Raw genomic sequence first — 14,193 nt, forward strand, 5'->3', positions numbered from 1 at the left:
ACGCAAAGATATATTGCAATTGGTAAATGCACAAGCAAGGGCGAAAAGTTTCTTCATTTTTGTGAACAGCCTCGGAGAGTTTTTTGAAAAACTTAACGCCGATCATGTACCCATCCGGGGGGCAGTGGCGTCTTAAGGGGGATTGTAATCCCAAGAATCACCGGTGGAGCGGTGGGGAAACCCACCCTCCACCCGTTAACAGCTCGTTAACCGGCCGACCCCGGTTTTTGGGCTATATTTGTGCACATAAATAATGATCCACATGAAAAGAATTATCCTATTTTTCGCCCTGGTAGCCACCTTTAGCGCAACGGCTCTGGCCCAGAACAACGCCGCTGCTCCCGTTGATGCAGTAGAAGAAACCACCGAAGTCCAGCAGGACGGTCCCCAGATGTCCTTTGAGGCCATGGAGATCGATTACGGTAAAATCGAGCAGGACTCCGACCCCTACCGCGTATTTAAGTTTACCAACACCGGTACGGAGCCGCTGCTGATCACCAACGCCCGTGGTTCTTGTGGATGTACGGTACCCAGCTACAGCAAAGCCCCCGTGGCTCCCGGTGCAACCAGTGAGATTAAAGTACGCTACGACACCCACCGTCTCGGTCAGTTCCGCAAGCGCGTAACCCTGACGACGAACGTTGGCGACGAGCCCATCATCCTGACCATCAAAGGTCTGGTGGAAGCCAAGCCCGCCAAGCCCGAAGCCGTACCCGCCGGTGAACAGGGTATGTTCAACAACGGTGGCGGCAAGTAATTCTTGCTTCCCTCCTTGAAACACTAAGCCCTCCGCCGTAATTGGCGGGGGGCTTGTTGTTTTTGCCCCACTTTTCCGATAATTGTACCATGATCCACCCCTACCGCCAACGTAACCTGCAGCAAGTCGCCGACCGACTGGGCTTTTCCTTTCTCGAAAATGACGACTGGGGCCTGGAAGGGCAGTTGAAGGACTTCCGCCTCTTTAAAAAGGGGTACAAGGGGGAAGTGAAGCGGATTCTGCGGAAACAAGACGGACTGATGGAATTCGACATCTCCATCTTCGATTACCGCTACAAGAACTGGACGGGCTCCGGAGACGATAAGTACACCTACCAAACGGTCTTCTTCCTCCAGAGCGCCAAGCTCTCCCTGCCCGAACTCCTCATGCGCCCCGAAACCCTGGGGGACAAGTTCCTGCAACTCCTTGGCGTCAAGGACATCAACTTCGTGCGCTACCCCAAATTCAGCGGGCAGTACGTCCTGACCGGAGACGACGACGAGTTTATCCGCCATCACTTCACCGATGAAGTACTGGAATACTTCACCATCAACAAGGGATGGACGGTGGAAGGACTGGGCTTCTATCTGCTCATCTACAAGTCCGGCACCCTCATGCCCAGTGCACAGGTGGAAGAATTTTTTAAGCGCGGACAGCAGATTTACCAGCTTCTGACCGACGAAGATGCCCAAAATCGCATCTTCGGAACGTGATCTGGCACAACAACCCCCTAAAACGCCCCTTTCCCGATCGGGAATTCTCCCGCGCCACCGTCCTGGGTATGGCACGGGTGGCCCTCTTTGTCTTCCTCGCGCTGTTCCTGCTGCGTCCCTTTGGGATGCAGGTGGAGGGGGACCGTTTCCTGACCTGCCTCGGCTACGGCCTCGTAACCTTTCTGGTGGGCACCGCCTACGCCTACGTGACCACCCGCTTGCTGGGGTGGAATAAGTCCGGCCCCAACTGGACCTTGGGCAAATGGATCATCGACGCCGGCCTGCTCCTGGCCTGCATCGCCGTCGGCAACTTTCTTTTTTATAACCTGACGGTGGACTGGCGGGCCATGGACTTACTGGCACTCGTCTACATTACCATCCCCACGGTCCTGATCGGACTCTTCCCAATCGCCTTCAGCGGGATGGCGGTGCAGATGCGCGCGGAGCGGGAAAACCAGAAGGTGGCCGGCGAAATGCAAATTGCCACCCTACGAAAATACGCTCCGGCCTCCACCAGGCTGGTCGACCTCGGAGAAGGCCAACTGCTGCTGGACCCCGAATCCATTCTTTTCTGTGAGGCCCGGGGAAATTACCTGCGCTGCGCGTACCTCCAGGAGGGAAAGGGCACCGAACAGACCATCCGGGCCACCCTGAGTAGCGTGGTAGAAAAGCTGGACAATACCCCCATCGTGCGCTGCCACCGGTCTTTCGTCGTCAATACGCACCTGATCGCCCAGGCCAGCGGGAACGCCCAGGGCCTCCGGCTCAAAATGCAGGGCTGGCCGGAGGAAGAAGTCTCCGTTTCGCGGACTTACGTTAAACCGCTGCGGGAGAAAATCGGCTGAGTCCTGATTACTGGAATTGCTGTCTGTCCCCGCGCCTTGTCACTGATCACTCAGGCCTTGTCATTCGTCCCGGGGCCTTGAATGTACTGGGGGTGACGGCCACCTTTGGGGAAACGTCAATATCATGGACCTCCTCGTAAAGTACCTACTGATCGCCCACGTGACCGCTGGCTTCAGCAGTTTGGGGTTATTCTTTATTCCCATCCTTGCCCGCAAGGGCGGCAAATGGCATAACCTGGCCGGACGCTGGTACGTCCGGGGCATGTGGGCCGTAATGGTGACCGCCAGTCTCCTCTGCATCATTCGCTTCGGGCAGGGCCAGACCGTAATGGCTCTTTTCCTCGGCTTTCTGGCCCTGCTGACCAGCCGTCCACTCTACTACGGCATCGCCGTACTCCGTAACAAGCGCGGGCCTTCGGCCCGCATGCAATTCATCAGCGACGCCCTGGTGTTGGCCCTGGCCATCGGAGGACCGGCCCTGATCGGTTTTGGCTTCGGGTGGTGGGGACCGGGGGGACACCCACTCCTGATCATCTTCGGCACCCTGGGTACGGTCCTGGCCCTCCCCAGCTTTTACGACCGCCTGCGGGGACACCAACGTCCCTACAATTGGTTACACGAGCACCTTTCGGGCATGCTGGTCTCGGCCATCGCCGCCTTTACGGCCTTCTTCGCCTTTGGTGGAAGGGCCCTCTTCGGTAGTGCCTTCGGGGGGAACACGGAGGTGATTTTTTGGGTGGCCCCTACCATCATTGGGGTAGCCATCATCCGCTGGTACAAGTGGAAGCTGGGTGGCGTGGCCAAGAAGTCGGCGGCTGGCTAATTATTTCTATTCTATGTGCTGTCGCTCAGCTATTCGCCGAGATCTGGTCTTTTTCCAGAGCGATTATTCTAACTTTTTGCAACGGTGTGCAGGTGCCAGGGAACTGGGCAAGGCGCCATGTTTTCTGCCTTCCGGGTTCCGGGAAAATATCACCTAGGTCGTACTTCTACATATCTACGACGCAGGCGCCCCGGGAAGCCTCGTTTTGTCGTACTTCTACATATTTACGACAACCAGCAACCAGCAACCAAGTCACACCCCTAAACCCCGTGATGCATCGGATGACCCTTCGCGTTTCGCTAAGATATCCGATGAACGCTGCTTCCTTCTTCCTTCTTTTCTCTTCCTTCTCCTTCCTACCACCCAATACTCAATTCACTCTCCCGGTAGCCAATCCGTTGCGCCACGGCCTTGAGCGTGTCTCCGCGGGTGTAGTCGATGGGTTCGGTATATACCTCCCAGGTATTGCCCGACTCCGCTCCGGGAGGGACGATCTGGTAGGCAATCCGGGCGCCGGGTGTTTTGCTGGTCAGGACGAAGCGGCCAATGCTGTCCCGGCGGAGTTGCACCCGACCGGTCTGCGGCATCTCTTCCCCTCCGCTCCAGAACCGATCCACCAGCTCGATTTCGGGGATTTCTCCAAGATCACCCACCCGGGCCAGCCAGTTGTCGAGTGCTCCGCGAAGCTTAACCAGCTTATCGGCGTATCGGGGATCGGTGGCCAGGTTTTGTAACTCGTGCGGGTCCTCGTGGGTGTCAAATAGCTCCTCGGTGGGCTTGGATTTGCGGAACCACTGGGCCTGGGCGTCGGTCAGCTCCCCGGCGTCGCGCAGCCGCAGTAACTCCTGCATGATGGGCATCTGTTCACGGTAGGCCAGCGGCAGGTAGTACCCCTTTTCGGGATAGTAGTTGCGGATGTATTTGTAGCGCCGGTCCCGGGCGGCCCGCTTCCGGTCGTAGTGCTCGTCCAGCCGGTCGGAAGCCCCAAAAACGTAGTCCCGGGGCGGAGCGGCCGCCGGTCCCAGAATGGCCTGCCCCTGCAAATAATCGGGTAGGGGAATATCACAAAGACTGAAAACGGTTGGCGCCAGGTCCACAAAACTGAAGAGGATGGAGTCAACCTCTCCCGCCCGCCGATCGTCGGGCCAGGCCACGATCATCGGTACCCGGAGACCACTGTCGTAAAGCAAGCGCTTTTGGCGGGGCAAAGGTCCTCCGTGGTCACTGTAGAAGAAAATGATGGTATTGTCCAGTAACCCATCCGCTTCCAGTTGGTCCAATAGGAAACCCACCTGCTGGTCCATGATCTGGATGTTACTGTAGGCCCGCCGGACGTCCGTCCGGGCAATCTCGGTATCGGGCAAGTAGGGCGGAATGGGCAGTTCCGCGTCGGCCGGGACGGTGAGGGGCGGACGACCTTCGTCCGCCAGCACATCCCCCCAGCGGTACACCGTCGCCGTGTCCCGCTCGAAGCCGGGCCGGAAGCGGAGATTCCCCTTTCCGGTCATCCAAATCTGACTTTCGTGGGTGATCTCCATGTTGAAGATGCTGAAGAAGGGTTGATCAGGGTCCTCCCGGTGCCGCCAATGGGCCCGCGGACCAATATCGTCCCAGGCCGTTTTCGGGTGCTCGAACTGATAATCGGTCTTCTGGTTGTTGCTGGCAAAGTATCCGTGCTCCCGCATGATCTGAGACATCATCTTCACCTCGGGTGGCGGGAGGGCTCCGTAGGGCTTCAGCCCCACCTTGGCCAGAATTTCCGCGTTCCACTGGGTACGCATATTGTGCCCACCAATACTGATGGGGTACATGCCGGTGGCGATGGCGTTTCTGCTGGGCGCACAAACCCCCGCCACCGAAAAGGTATTCGGAAAGCGTACCCCGCGTGCCGCCAGGCGACTCAGGTTGGGGGTCTCAATGGTACTGTCACCGAACATCGGGAGGATCGGACTGATGTCCTCACAGGTGAGCCAAAGAATATTGGGACGGCGGTCCGTTGCGGTGGCCGCCTCGGCGGCCGGTTCCGTGGGTAGACACCCGACGAGCAGTAAGCCGGTGAAGGCGAGAAGAAGAATACGATCCATGTGGCTAAAATAAGAGCTTGTTTAGACTTTAGTAATCGACCTTCATTTGGCCTTTTTTGGCGCTAGCTTCGTTGGTAAAATCCTCATTTAGCGCTGCTAAACTCCGGTTTCGCTTCGCGGCTACTTCGTGGTTCCCGCCTTGCTACCACCAAAAAAATCTCAAATTCGGCCAGACGACCAAAATCGAAACAAGCTCTAAGTGAATATCCCGGCCAAACGGAACTACCCGGCACCTGCACCACGTTGCCCCAACTTTTTCCTCCGCTTCACACGGTAACGGCCATTAGTCCTTCCCCTGACACTGCTCCCGCAGTTTTCCGGCGCTGACCAGATACAGGTTGGCGTTTCCGGCGCTAGCTTCCTTCGTCCGGCGATTGCTGGTGAACAGCAGGTAGGCGCCGTCGGCCGTGACGAAGGGGCCGCCCTCGTTGGCGGCGGTATTCACGCCGGGGACCTCCACGGCCTCCGTCCAGCTGCCGTCTTCCTGCTTGCACGAGCAAAAAAGGTCGGTATCCCGGCGCCCCCGGGCACGACCCTCCATAACCGCGAAGGTGGCGTCGGGCGAAACGTAGAGGTAGGAAATAAAAGTTTGATCCGAGGGGTCGGGAATGCTGTTGTCCAGCCGAATGTCTTGGTCGGAAAGACGGGGCAAAACGTAGCGGGCACCGCCCCGGTAGGGCTGCCGAAAGGAGTAAAAATAGAGTTGCCCGCTATCGTCCATGGCCGGACCGAATTCGTCCTGACCCACGGTGGGTTCTTCGTCGGTATTTTGGGAGGGAACCGCGAGGAATTCCGGCTGGCTCCATCCCGTCGCGGTTCGACGCGATTGCCAAAGGTTGATGGCGTTGCTGGGGTCCTCCGGCGTCGGTCGCCTGGAATCAAAAAGCAGGGTGTTGCCGTCGGGAGATAAGTAGGGGGCGGCATCCCGATACTGACCGGAGATGTTGATGATTTCCGGCCTGGTCCACGCTCCGTCCATCAGCTTGGACCGGTAAATGGTTTAGTCAAAGACACCGGGCGTTCTTCGCATGAAGTAGAGCTCATTTCTCGCCGGATCGAATGTCGGACTGTATTCTCCCATCTTGGTGGATACCAGCCCGGGCGCAATGAGGTGGACTTCGTCGTCGGCGTAGCGGTGCGGGAAACCATTGGCCGTCGGGCCTTCGGGTTGGACGGGAGAAAAGATACTGAACAGGGTAATTAGGATGACGTATTGCATTAGGGGGGGATTTGGTTGTGGCCAGAACGATTGCCGTGGCGAGGGCCTAAGTGACATCCGGGGTGTTTGGTTCATCCATCGACCGATCTTATGATTCCGGTAAGAACTCCAGGCAATGATCTCACTTCCCGGAAGCATGATGTTGCCACTTTGCTTCCCCTGCAGTAAGCGCTCACTTGTCTCCGGAGAAAACATGAATTATTTTACCCCCAAATAATCCCCTTCTACCCGTGCAAAATCTGCAATTCCCCCTCACCTTCAACTTCAAGATTACGCTGGTTACGCCCAAGTTTACGGTGCACGATTCCCTGGGGCGTTCCGTCGCCTTCGTGAAGCAGCAGGTCTTTAAGCTGCGGGAGAATATTCGGGTATTCAGCGACGAGTCGGAGCGGGAAATGATCTACAAAATCAAGGCCGATCGGTGGTTGGACTGGAACGCCAGCTACGCCTTTACGGACGCTGCCGGACGGGAATGCGGGCGCATTGCCCGCCGCGGCGCACGTTCGCTCTGGAAGGCCCATTACGACCTGATCGACGAAAACGGGAACCAGGATTTAAGCATCCAGGAAGACAACGGCTGGGTGAAGGTCCTGGACGGGATGCTCGGCGAAATCCCCATTCTAGGCTTTTTGACCGGCTACTTTTTCAACCCCTCCTACAACATCACCCGACCCGACGGAAAGCTGGTTGCCGTCTTCACCAAACAACCGGAATTATTGGGCCGAACCTTCACCCTGGAACAGAAAGCTCCCTTCGAGGAAGGAGAAGCTACCCGCATCCTACTGGGTACCATGATGATGGTGTTACTGGAGCGGGATCGTGGATAGCAGGGGCGCTACAGAGTATAGCTAGCACTTAGCCCCACGTCAAGGCCCGCGGCAGAAACGCCGCTGGAGAAGGTCCGGTAATGCCGGTCGAGCAGGTTTTCGGCCTTGAGGCGTAGCGCCCAGCGGGACGATGGACGGTATTCGGCGTAAACGTTGGCGGTCCACCACCCGTACGTTCCCGCAAATGCGCCGGTTATCGGGTCGACGGGACTCAGCTCCAAATTGTCGGAGGTACCGGTGCGGTCGAGCGTGTAGCCCGTTCGGGCGGTACCGCTGATGCTGCCGACGGCATAATCTTCCGGGGCTTTGGCCAGCTGGTAGCGGAAGCGCGTTTCCAGGGTCCACTTGGCCGCCCGGTAGGTCAGGGAGGTGGTGCCGTAAGCGGGAGGAATGTGGTCCTGGGGCAGTTCAAGTACCGCGCCGTCCGGCGGCAGCTGCTTCCGCCGGCCGCGCAGCCAGTGGAAGTTGGAAGCCAGCCGGAGCTTCTTCCGCACGTCCCACCGGAAACCCAGGTCGAAGCCGTACACCCGCGCACTTTCGGCGTTGACGTTGGTCTGGGTACGGAGGGTGTCTCCCCGGCTGACGAAGAAATCCTCCCCGCTGGGCAGGGTGCCGTCGCGACGGACGATGGCCTGGTTCAACCACGTATGGTAAAGGCCGCCGGTAAGGAATAGCCGCCCCGTGGCGTCGGCCCAGCTGTAGCCCGTTTCGAGGGTGTTGGAGCGTTCGGGAGAAAGGTTGGGGTTGGGGACCAGAATGAAGCCGTTGCGCTCACGGAACTTGGCAAAATCGTCGATGTTGGGGGCCCGAAAGCCCTGGGAAAATTGCAGCCGCCACTGATTACGGACGCCGTTGTACCGCAAGCCAAGTGCTCCGGTCATGGCCTGGTCAGCATTGGTAATCCCCGCCAGGTAAGCTGCGGGCCAGTCGATCGGGTCATCGGTACCGAAGGTGGCCCGCAGTCGCTGCCAGCTGGAGCGCAGTCCGCCGCGCAACAGCCAGGACGGGGCAAAGTGGTAGCTCAGGTCGCTATAGGAGCCCAGGGTGGTCAGGGAGCTTCCGCCGGAGGGGTAGCGGCTGTTCAGCCCGGAAATACGCTCTCCCGATCCGGTAATGTCGGTGAGAAAACCCTGGCTGTCCACCTCGTCGTGTCGCGCATCAATGCCGTAGCGGAGCTCCAGTTTGCCGAGGTCCTTAACGAAGTCGATCTGCAGATTGTGGGAGTATACGTCCACGAGACTGTTTTCCCGGAGGGGGTCCCCGAACCGCCGTTGCAGCCGATCCTCCTCAATGAACTGGGTGCTGATGAGGTAATTGGCCACGTCGTAATATTTGGTGGCTCTCCGGTCGGTGAGTCGGGCACTGCCCATCAGGCGGGTTTGGGGGCCGTAGTCCCATTCGGCCCACCGCAACTGACCGTCCCGGCGTGCCGTGAGGGCATCATACCGGGGGATATTGGAGCTGGTACTGTACTGCAGATTAAGGTCCAGTTCTAACTGCTCCCGCAAGCGGAAGCGGAACTTCTGTAGGAGGTTGGCCTGACGGTAGCCGGTGCCTACCTGCACTTCCGGCCGGTCGTTAGGCACCACCTGGTCCTGGCCGTTGATCCGTTCGACGAATTCATTGCGTTCGCCGAAGGAGGGAAAGCGACGGGGCCTTTGGGCGCCGGAGCGCAGGTGCGAGGCATCGGCGTAGGACAGCTGGGTGAGTCCCGCCCAGCGTTTTCCCCCGTATTCCAGCCAACCCACGCCACTTTGCGTGCTAGCGGCCGTGGCGTAGCCGAGGGTAATTCCTCCGGAAACCTGGTTTTTGCTCGTTTGGTAGCGGGGGCGTCGCGTCCGGAAATGGACCACGCCGCCGATGGCGTCGCTGCCGTAGGCCAGCGCCCCGGCACCGTAGATCAACTCCAGTTGCTCGAGGGCATTCGGATCGACGGTAATCGCGTTTTGCAGGTGCCCGTTGCGATAAATGGCGTTGTTCATCCGTACCCCGTCCACCACCAGAAGTACCCGGTTGGCCTCGAAGCCCCGAATCACGGGGCTCCCGCCCCCGAACTGGGATTGTTGCACGAAGACCCCACTCAGGTTGGCCAGGGCGTCGGCACTGGTGCGGCTCTGCAGCCGTTCGATCTCTTCGCCGGTGACCACCTCCGTGGCGTAAATCAGGTTGGGAGAAAGTTCGTCGCGCCGCCCGACGATCACCGGAGTTTCGAGGGTGATGGAGAGCGGCGAGAGTTCCAGAAGGTAATTCCGGTTGGCCAGTTCCTCGAGGGTGATCATGGTGGTGGCCATCGCCGTATACTGGGCGATCAGGGTATCCTGACGTTCAATTTGTGGGGGGAGGATCACCCGGCCGTCAAGGTCGGTGGTCAGGAAAATGCTTTTTGCCGGCACACTCAGCGTAGCAAAGGGAAGTGGCGTTCCGGTGTCACTGCGCAGATATGCCGCCTGCTGTGCCATCAACCCGGAAGGGAGGGCCAACAGCAGGAATAAAGTCCCGAGCATAACCATCATTTCTCCCGGCCGCATTCGGGCCGGGCTGACGAATGAGTCCATCAAAGCCACGCTTGTCAAGTGATTACCTTATCAGACTAAACTGTCCTTCCCGGATTTCGGTTGCGTCAGCGTTCGGATATCGAAACGCCATCCGGTAGAGGTATACGTCCGAATTCTGTGGGATGCCATTGACGGAGCCATCCCAGGCCTGGTCGGGGTTCGTACTCTCAAAGACGACCTGCCCCCAACGGTTGTAAATGATCAGGGTGTAATCCGTTGGGGAGCAGTTGGTGTACAGCCGGAACAAGTCGTTGGTACCGTCACGGTTGGGGGAAAAAATTTCCGGGATCTCATCTTCACAATCGCATTCTTCGGTGAAGGTAAAGTCCGCAAACAGGCGAATACTGTCACCGCACTCTCCGATGACGTCCACGAAGTATTCCTCGTCCGGCAAGAGGTTCACGTCCAGCGTTTCCTCCGTACTGCCGTCAAACCACTGGATCAGGGCCAGTTCGTCCCGCCCCTGATTGAGGACCGACAGTTGAACGTCATCTCCCGCGCACACCTCCCCGGTGGGACCGTCAATGGCCAATTCGGCGGCAAACCTTGGGGCGATGAAATCCAGCACCGATGCCGAACGCACGGTTCCACAACTGGCAAATCCGGTAATGCTCACGTTGATGTTCGGGGAAGCCAGGGGAGCTTCAATGGTATCGGTGGTGAAAATGAAGGGGTCGGGAGTACCGGGAAGACTGATGGTCCAGCGAATACTGTCGTATCGGTTGGGACCCGCAAAACGCAGGAGTAAAAAATCTCCGTCACAGCCCCGGTCTACCTCGTCGAGGATCCGGAATCCGATCGTCAGTTCTTCCACCCGCTGGCAATCGACGGTGGGCTGACAGCCGCCCGTAACGGTCACGCAGTAGGTGCCGGGTACCGAAACCGCTAGCGAATCAGCGGTACTGCCGTCAGTCCAGAGAAATTCCGTGCCGGCTTCCCGGGGACGCAAAGTCAGCGAGGAATTCGGGCAGAGGTCCACCATCAGGGTGTCCAGAAAAAGGGTATCCTGTACGACGGGGCGCTTGAAAATGGCGTCGACGAATTGGGGCGGTGAAAACGACGCAAACTCATCGCCGTTTTCTTCCGTCAGATCGAGTACCAGGCGGTTAACTACGGGGACCGGACTGGACACACATTCGATCTCACTCAGTCCATAGCGTTGTTCTAGCCCCAGATTTTGCTCCAGAAAGTAGATGTTACCGTTGGGCCCGATCTGGAAGGGGCCCGCCTGCAATACCGTCACGGCAGGGTCTTCCTCCAGCCGCGCCACGTCAATCTTGGTGAAGTCTTGCATGTCGTAGCGAACGATGAGTTCGCCGAGCACGAAACTGCCCTCGGTGGTGTACAGGTACCGACTGTCGGGGGTAAAGGTGACCGCCACGTCGGAGATGTCGGGGAGATTGGCCAGGGTGTTGCCTACCTCGCCCGTGCTGGGGTCGAATTCGTAAATGAAGCCGTTGTTGAACAGCAACGATCCGTCGGGGGAGAATTTGATCTTTCCTTCTACCGGATTGGGAACGGAAACGGGAGTGGGGGTACCCACGCCGTTAGCCGTCAGCGGGGTGACGACAAAATTGAAGTCTCCCTGCGGGGTAATGTTCTGACAAATGATCCAGTATCCTTCTCCGTCGGCCATGGGCGTCGCGTCCAGGCCTTCGTAACTGGGGGTAAAGATTCGCTGATCCGCAAGGACGACTTCACCCAGTCCGCCGTTTAGCGACATGTCGATGGTGAAATAGGATAGTCCTCTTCCGAGGGGCTGACCGGGAACGCTGCCTCCGATGTTGAATTCCGTTTCTTCCATCGTGAAGAGATAGTAGAGGTCCGGATTATTGCCGGGCGCGGGCATTGCGATGGCACTCTGGCGGGCGCTGAATCCACCGCCTTCTTCCCCGCGCATATCGTACATGACTTCGTGGTTGCGGTTCCAGATGGTGCCACCATTCTGGCCACTCATGCCCGGCGGGCGTCCACCACCGTTGGTGTAAAACAACAGGTTGCCCAGCGTATCACTCAGGGACACGACGCCTTCAAATCCTACGATGGCGGAAGGTGGATTGAGCACTGGCTGGCCGTCAACGAAGCGGACACTGATTTGGGAACCGAAGTGCCAGTTATTGGCTTGTGCGGGCTGGGCCAACAGCGCAGCGGGTAAGCAACCGATGGTTACCAGGGCGAGTACCCGGCAGAATAGATTCATGGGAAGGGATGATTGTCGGGGATACCCCAAAATTACGGCAAGGCCGGCCACCGTCACAATCAATCCTTGATTGCCGGCAAGAATTGTCAATCCTGATACAAAGGTAAGGATACTGCCAGCAGCCGTAGGTTCGGATGCCTCAGAGGGCCGTGGGCGAGGGTTGATCCCCCTCGTCGGCCTCTACCACAACTTTTTCCGCGGGGGCCTCGGCTGCAGGCTCCTTCTCGGGTTGCTTCTTGAACGCGAACGGAATCATGATGAACATACCCGCCATGATGGCCATGTCGGCCACGTTGAAGATACCGGTCTGAAGGCTGCCCACTTTGAGGTGAAGCATGTCAACCACGTGCCCGTACAGTAAACGGTCAACGATGTTGCTGAGTCCACCCCCGACGATGAGGGCCAGGGCAACGGTTTGCCAGCGGTTGAGGTCTTTTTCCCGGAAGATGTACCACAGGAGGCCAATCAGGAGGATGGCCGGAAAGGCATTCAGCAGCAGGGGACGCAGGATCGGGCCGAGCTCGGACCCCAGCGACAGAAAGGCACCAGTATTGCGGGCAAAGGTGAGCCGCAGGATGTCGTTCAGATAAAACTGGTCGGGCTGCCCCTGAAGCATATTCGTGGCCAGGTACTTCGTCCACTGGTCCAGGCCAACGGTAATGGCTACCACGGATCCTACGGTGAGGAGACGAGTTTTAAAATCTTTCATCAGGAGTAGTTAGCGGCCGGGGGCCGGAGGGGGGTAAAGTTCGGGGTTATTTCGTAGAAAATATCTCAGCTAGCTTGTCTTCCAGGGCTTTCCCCCGCAGGTTGCGGGCCAGGATTTTACCTTCCTCATCCAGAAGTACCGTTTGCGGAATGCTGGATACGCCGTACTGTTTGGCGTATTTGCTTTGCCAGCCCTTGAGGTCGGAAATATGCAACCAGGTCAGTTTGTCGTCCTCGATGGCCTTCACCCAGCGGTCTTTGGTGCGGTCCAGGCTCACGCCGAGAATCTCGAAGCCCTTGTCCTTGTACTGATTGTAGAGCCGCACGACGTTGGGATTTTCCCGGCGGCAGGGGCCGCACCAGCTGGCCCAAAAGTCAATGAGTACTACTTTTCCCCGCAGGTCATCCAGCGCGATCTGATCTCCTTCCGGGCTTTCACCGGCAAAGGTGGGCGCGACGGCACCGATGGCAAAGGTGCGCAGGTTGTCGACCTGGGCGATGATGGATTTCATCGGGGTAGGGTAGGTTTCCGCGAACCGCTCCACCATCGCCTCGGCAATGATGGCCGCAGCGGGGTGTTTGGCGGCCGTGAGGGCGGACAGCCCACCGTTCATGGCGAACAACTGGGCCTTGCTGCCCGCGGGCCAGCGATCATAGCCGGCCATTAAGATCTCAGCAAGCTGTTCGGAGCGGATAGCCCGGGCCAGGGTGTTGGCGTAATTGCGGTTCCCCTCGTAGGTCCAGGGCAGTTCGTTGTAAACGGGATCCTGGTAGTCGACGTACTGGAAGTAGGTGTTGACAAAATAATCCAGCTCGTTGGTGAAGCGGCCTGCGTTTTCGTTCAGGAAACTCAGGTAGGTATTCATGGAGGCTACCTGCGCCAGCAGGGGACCATTAGTCTTGGCGTCTTCCAGGAGCTGCTTCTTTTCCTGATCAATGGCGGCGAGTTCCGCAATTTTTGCGGCTACGGTAACGGAATCCTGCTTCCGGATGGCCATTTGGTAGCCACGCATGGCGGAGGAGAATTTCTGGTTCTGCCGGGTAAATTCGCCCTTCAGCTTGCCGTAGGCAATGTTGGCGGGCGATTTGCGGACTTTGGCCACCCGCATGCGACCACAAATACCGGAAACATTAATGGAGTCCTCGGCGCCGAGGATGATGGCCAGGGCGTCATCGGGCTTGCTGCCGACGTAACGGAAAATGGGACCTTCGGTCGCTACGTCTACCGTCCAGTTACCGTCGTCGGTAGCCTTTAGGGACTGAAGCTTTTCCATCCCTACGCCATTAAATGCGTACAGGTTGAGTTGCTTGCAGCCGGTGGCTTCAACGGTGAGGTTGGTGGTCCGCTGCGCCATCAGGCAGCAGGGAAAAAGGAGGATAAGGGAGAATACCAAATGCTTCATTGCCACAAAATTACGAAATTGGTCGGTGGAAGACTCACCAGAAACGGTCCTTAATGGGT

12 protein-coding genes are annotated in these 14,193 nt (G+C 58.1%); 5 read left to right on the forward strand and 7 right to left on the reverse strand.

Annotated features, from left to right (window positions below):
• Nucleotides 1-262: 262 nt before the first annotated feature.
• The 4 genes from E1J53_RS12400 (at nt 263) to E1J53_RS12415 (ending at nt 3,138) form a co-directional block, all read left to right on the forward strand.
• Nucleotides 263-757, forward strand: a complete 495-nt coding sequence (locus tag E1J53_RS12400; protein WP_134270858.1) for a DUF1573 domain-containing protein — start codon at nt 263-265, stop codon at nt 755-757.
• A gap of 89 nt (nt 758-846) precedes the next feature.
• Nucleotides 847-1,470 (forward strand): hypothetical protein, encoded by a 624-nt coding sequence (locus E1J53_RS12405; RefSeq protein ID WP_134270857.1) that lies wholly within the window; start codon nt 847-849, stop codon nt 1,468-1,470.
• The gene (locus E1J53_RS24675; RefSeq protein WP_134270856.1) at nt 1,467-2,315 is read left to right on the forward strand and encodes a LytTR family DNA-binding domain-containing protein; all 849 of its coding nucleotides are present in this window, start codon (nt 1,467-1,469) and stop codon (nt 2,313-2,315) included. Before E1J53_RS12405 ends, E1J53_RS24675 begins: the two co-directional genes overlap by 4 nt.
• Before the next feature lie 124 nt (nt 2,316-2,439).
• The gene (locus tag E1J53_RS12415) at nt 2,440-3,138 is read left to right on the forward strand and encodes a hypothetical protein (RefSeq protein ID WP_134270855.1); all 699 of its coding nucleotides are present in this window, start codon (nt 2,440-2,442) and stop codon (nt 3,136-3,138) included.
• Between the two features lie 356 nt (nt 3,139-3,494).
• Here E1J53_RS12415 and E1J53_RS12420 read toward each other — a convergent pair whose 3' ends face one another.
• From E1J53_RS12420 to E1J53_RS12430, 3 genes are all read right to left on the reverse strand, one after another.
• Nucleotides 3,495-5,222 (reverse strand): sulfatase-like hydrolase/transferase, encoded by a 1,728-nt coding sequence (locus tag E1J53_RS12420; RefSeq protein ID WP_134270854.1) that lies wholly within the window; start codon nt 5,220-5,222, stop codon nt 3,495-3,497.
• Nucleotides 5,223-5,505: 283 nt separating this feature from the next.
• Nucleotides 5,506-6,201 (reverse strand): PD40 domain-containing protein, encoded by a 696-nt coding sequence (locus E1J53_RS12425; RefSeq protein WP_134270899.1) that lies wholly within the window; start codon nt 6,199-6,201, stop codon nt 5,506-5,508.
• Nucleotides 6,202-6,222: 21 nt separating this feature from the next.
• Complete coding sequence (locus E1J53_RS12430) at nt 6,223-6,441, reverse strand: hypothetical protein (RefSeq protein ID WP_134270853.1); 219 nt, start codon at nt 6,439-6,441, stop codon at nt 6,223-6,225.
• A gap of 230 nt (nt 6,442-6,671) precedes the next feature.
• Here E1J53_RS12430 and E1J53_RS12435 point away from each other — a divergent pair, with 230 nt between their 5' ends.
• Nucleotides 6,672-7,268: a hypothetical protein gene (locus E1J53_RS12435; RefSeq protein ID WP_134270852.1), complete on the forward strand. Its 597-nt coding sequence runs from the start codon at nt 6,672-6,674 to the stop codon at nt 7,266-7,268.
• Between the two features lie 8 nt (nt 7,269-7,276).
• Here E1J53_RS12435 and E1J53_RS12440 read toward each other — a convergent pair whose 3' ends face one another.
• The 4 genes from E1J53_RS12440 to E1J53_RS12455 form a co-directional block, all read right to left on the reverse strand.
• Nucleotides 7,277-9,823, reverse strand: a complete 2,547-nt coding sequence (locus E1J53_RS12440) for a TonB-dependent receptor (protein ID WP_134270851.1) — start codon at nt 9,821-9,823, stop codon at nt 7,277-7,279.
• A gap of 22 nt (nt 9,824-9,845) precedes the next feature.
• Nucleotides 9,846-12,023 carry a gliding motility-associated C-terminal domain-containing protein gene (locus tag E1J53_RS12445; RefSeq protein WP_134270850.1) on the reverse strand — a complete coding sequence of 726 codons (2,178 nt, stop codon included), beginning with the start codon at nt 12,021-12,023 and terminating at the stop codon, nt 9,846-9,848.
• Between the two features lie 139 nt (nt 12,024-12,162).
• Complete coding sequence (gene lspA, locus E1J53_RS12450; RefSeq protein WP_134270849.1) at nt 12,163-12,732, reverse strand: signal peptidase II; 570 nt, start codon at nt 12,730-12,732, stop codon at nt 12,163-12,165.
• A gap of 46 nt (nt 12,733-12,778) precedes the next feature.
• Nucleotides 12,779-14,134 (reverse strand): TlpA disulfide reductase family protein, encoded by a 1,356-nt coding sequence (locus E1J53_RS12455; RefSeq protein WP_253931629.1) that lies wholly within the window; start codon nt 14,132-14,134, stop codon nt 12,779-12,781.
• Nucleotides 14,135-14,193: the final 59 nt, after the last annotated feature.

It is taken from the genome of Lewinella sp. W8 (assembly GCF_004375085.3).
Classification (GTDB): domain Bacteria; phylum Bacteroidota; class Bacteroidia; order Chitinophagales; family Saprospiraceae; genus Neolewinella.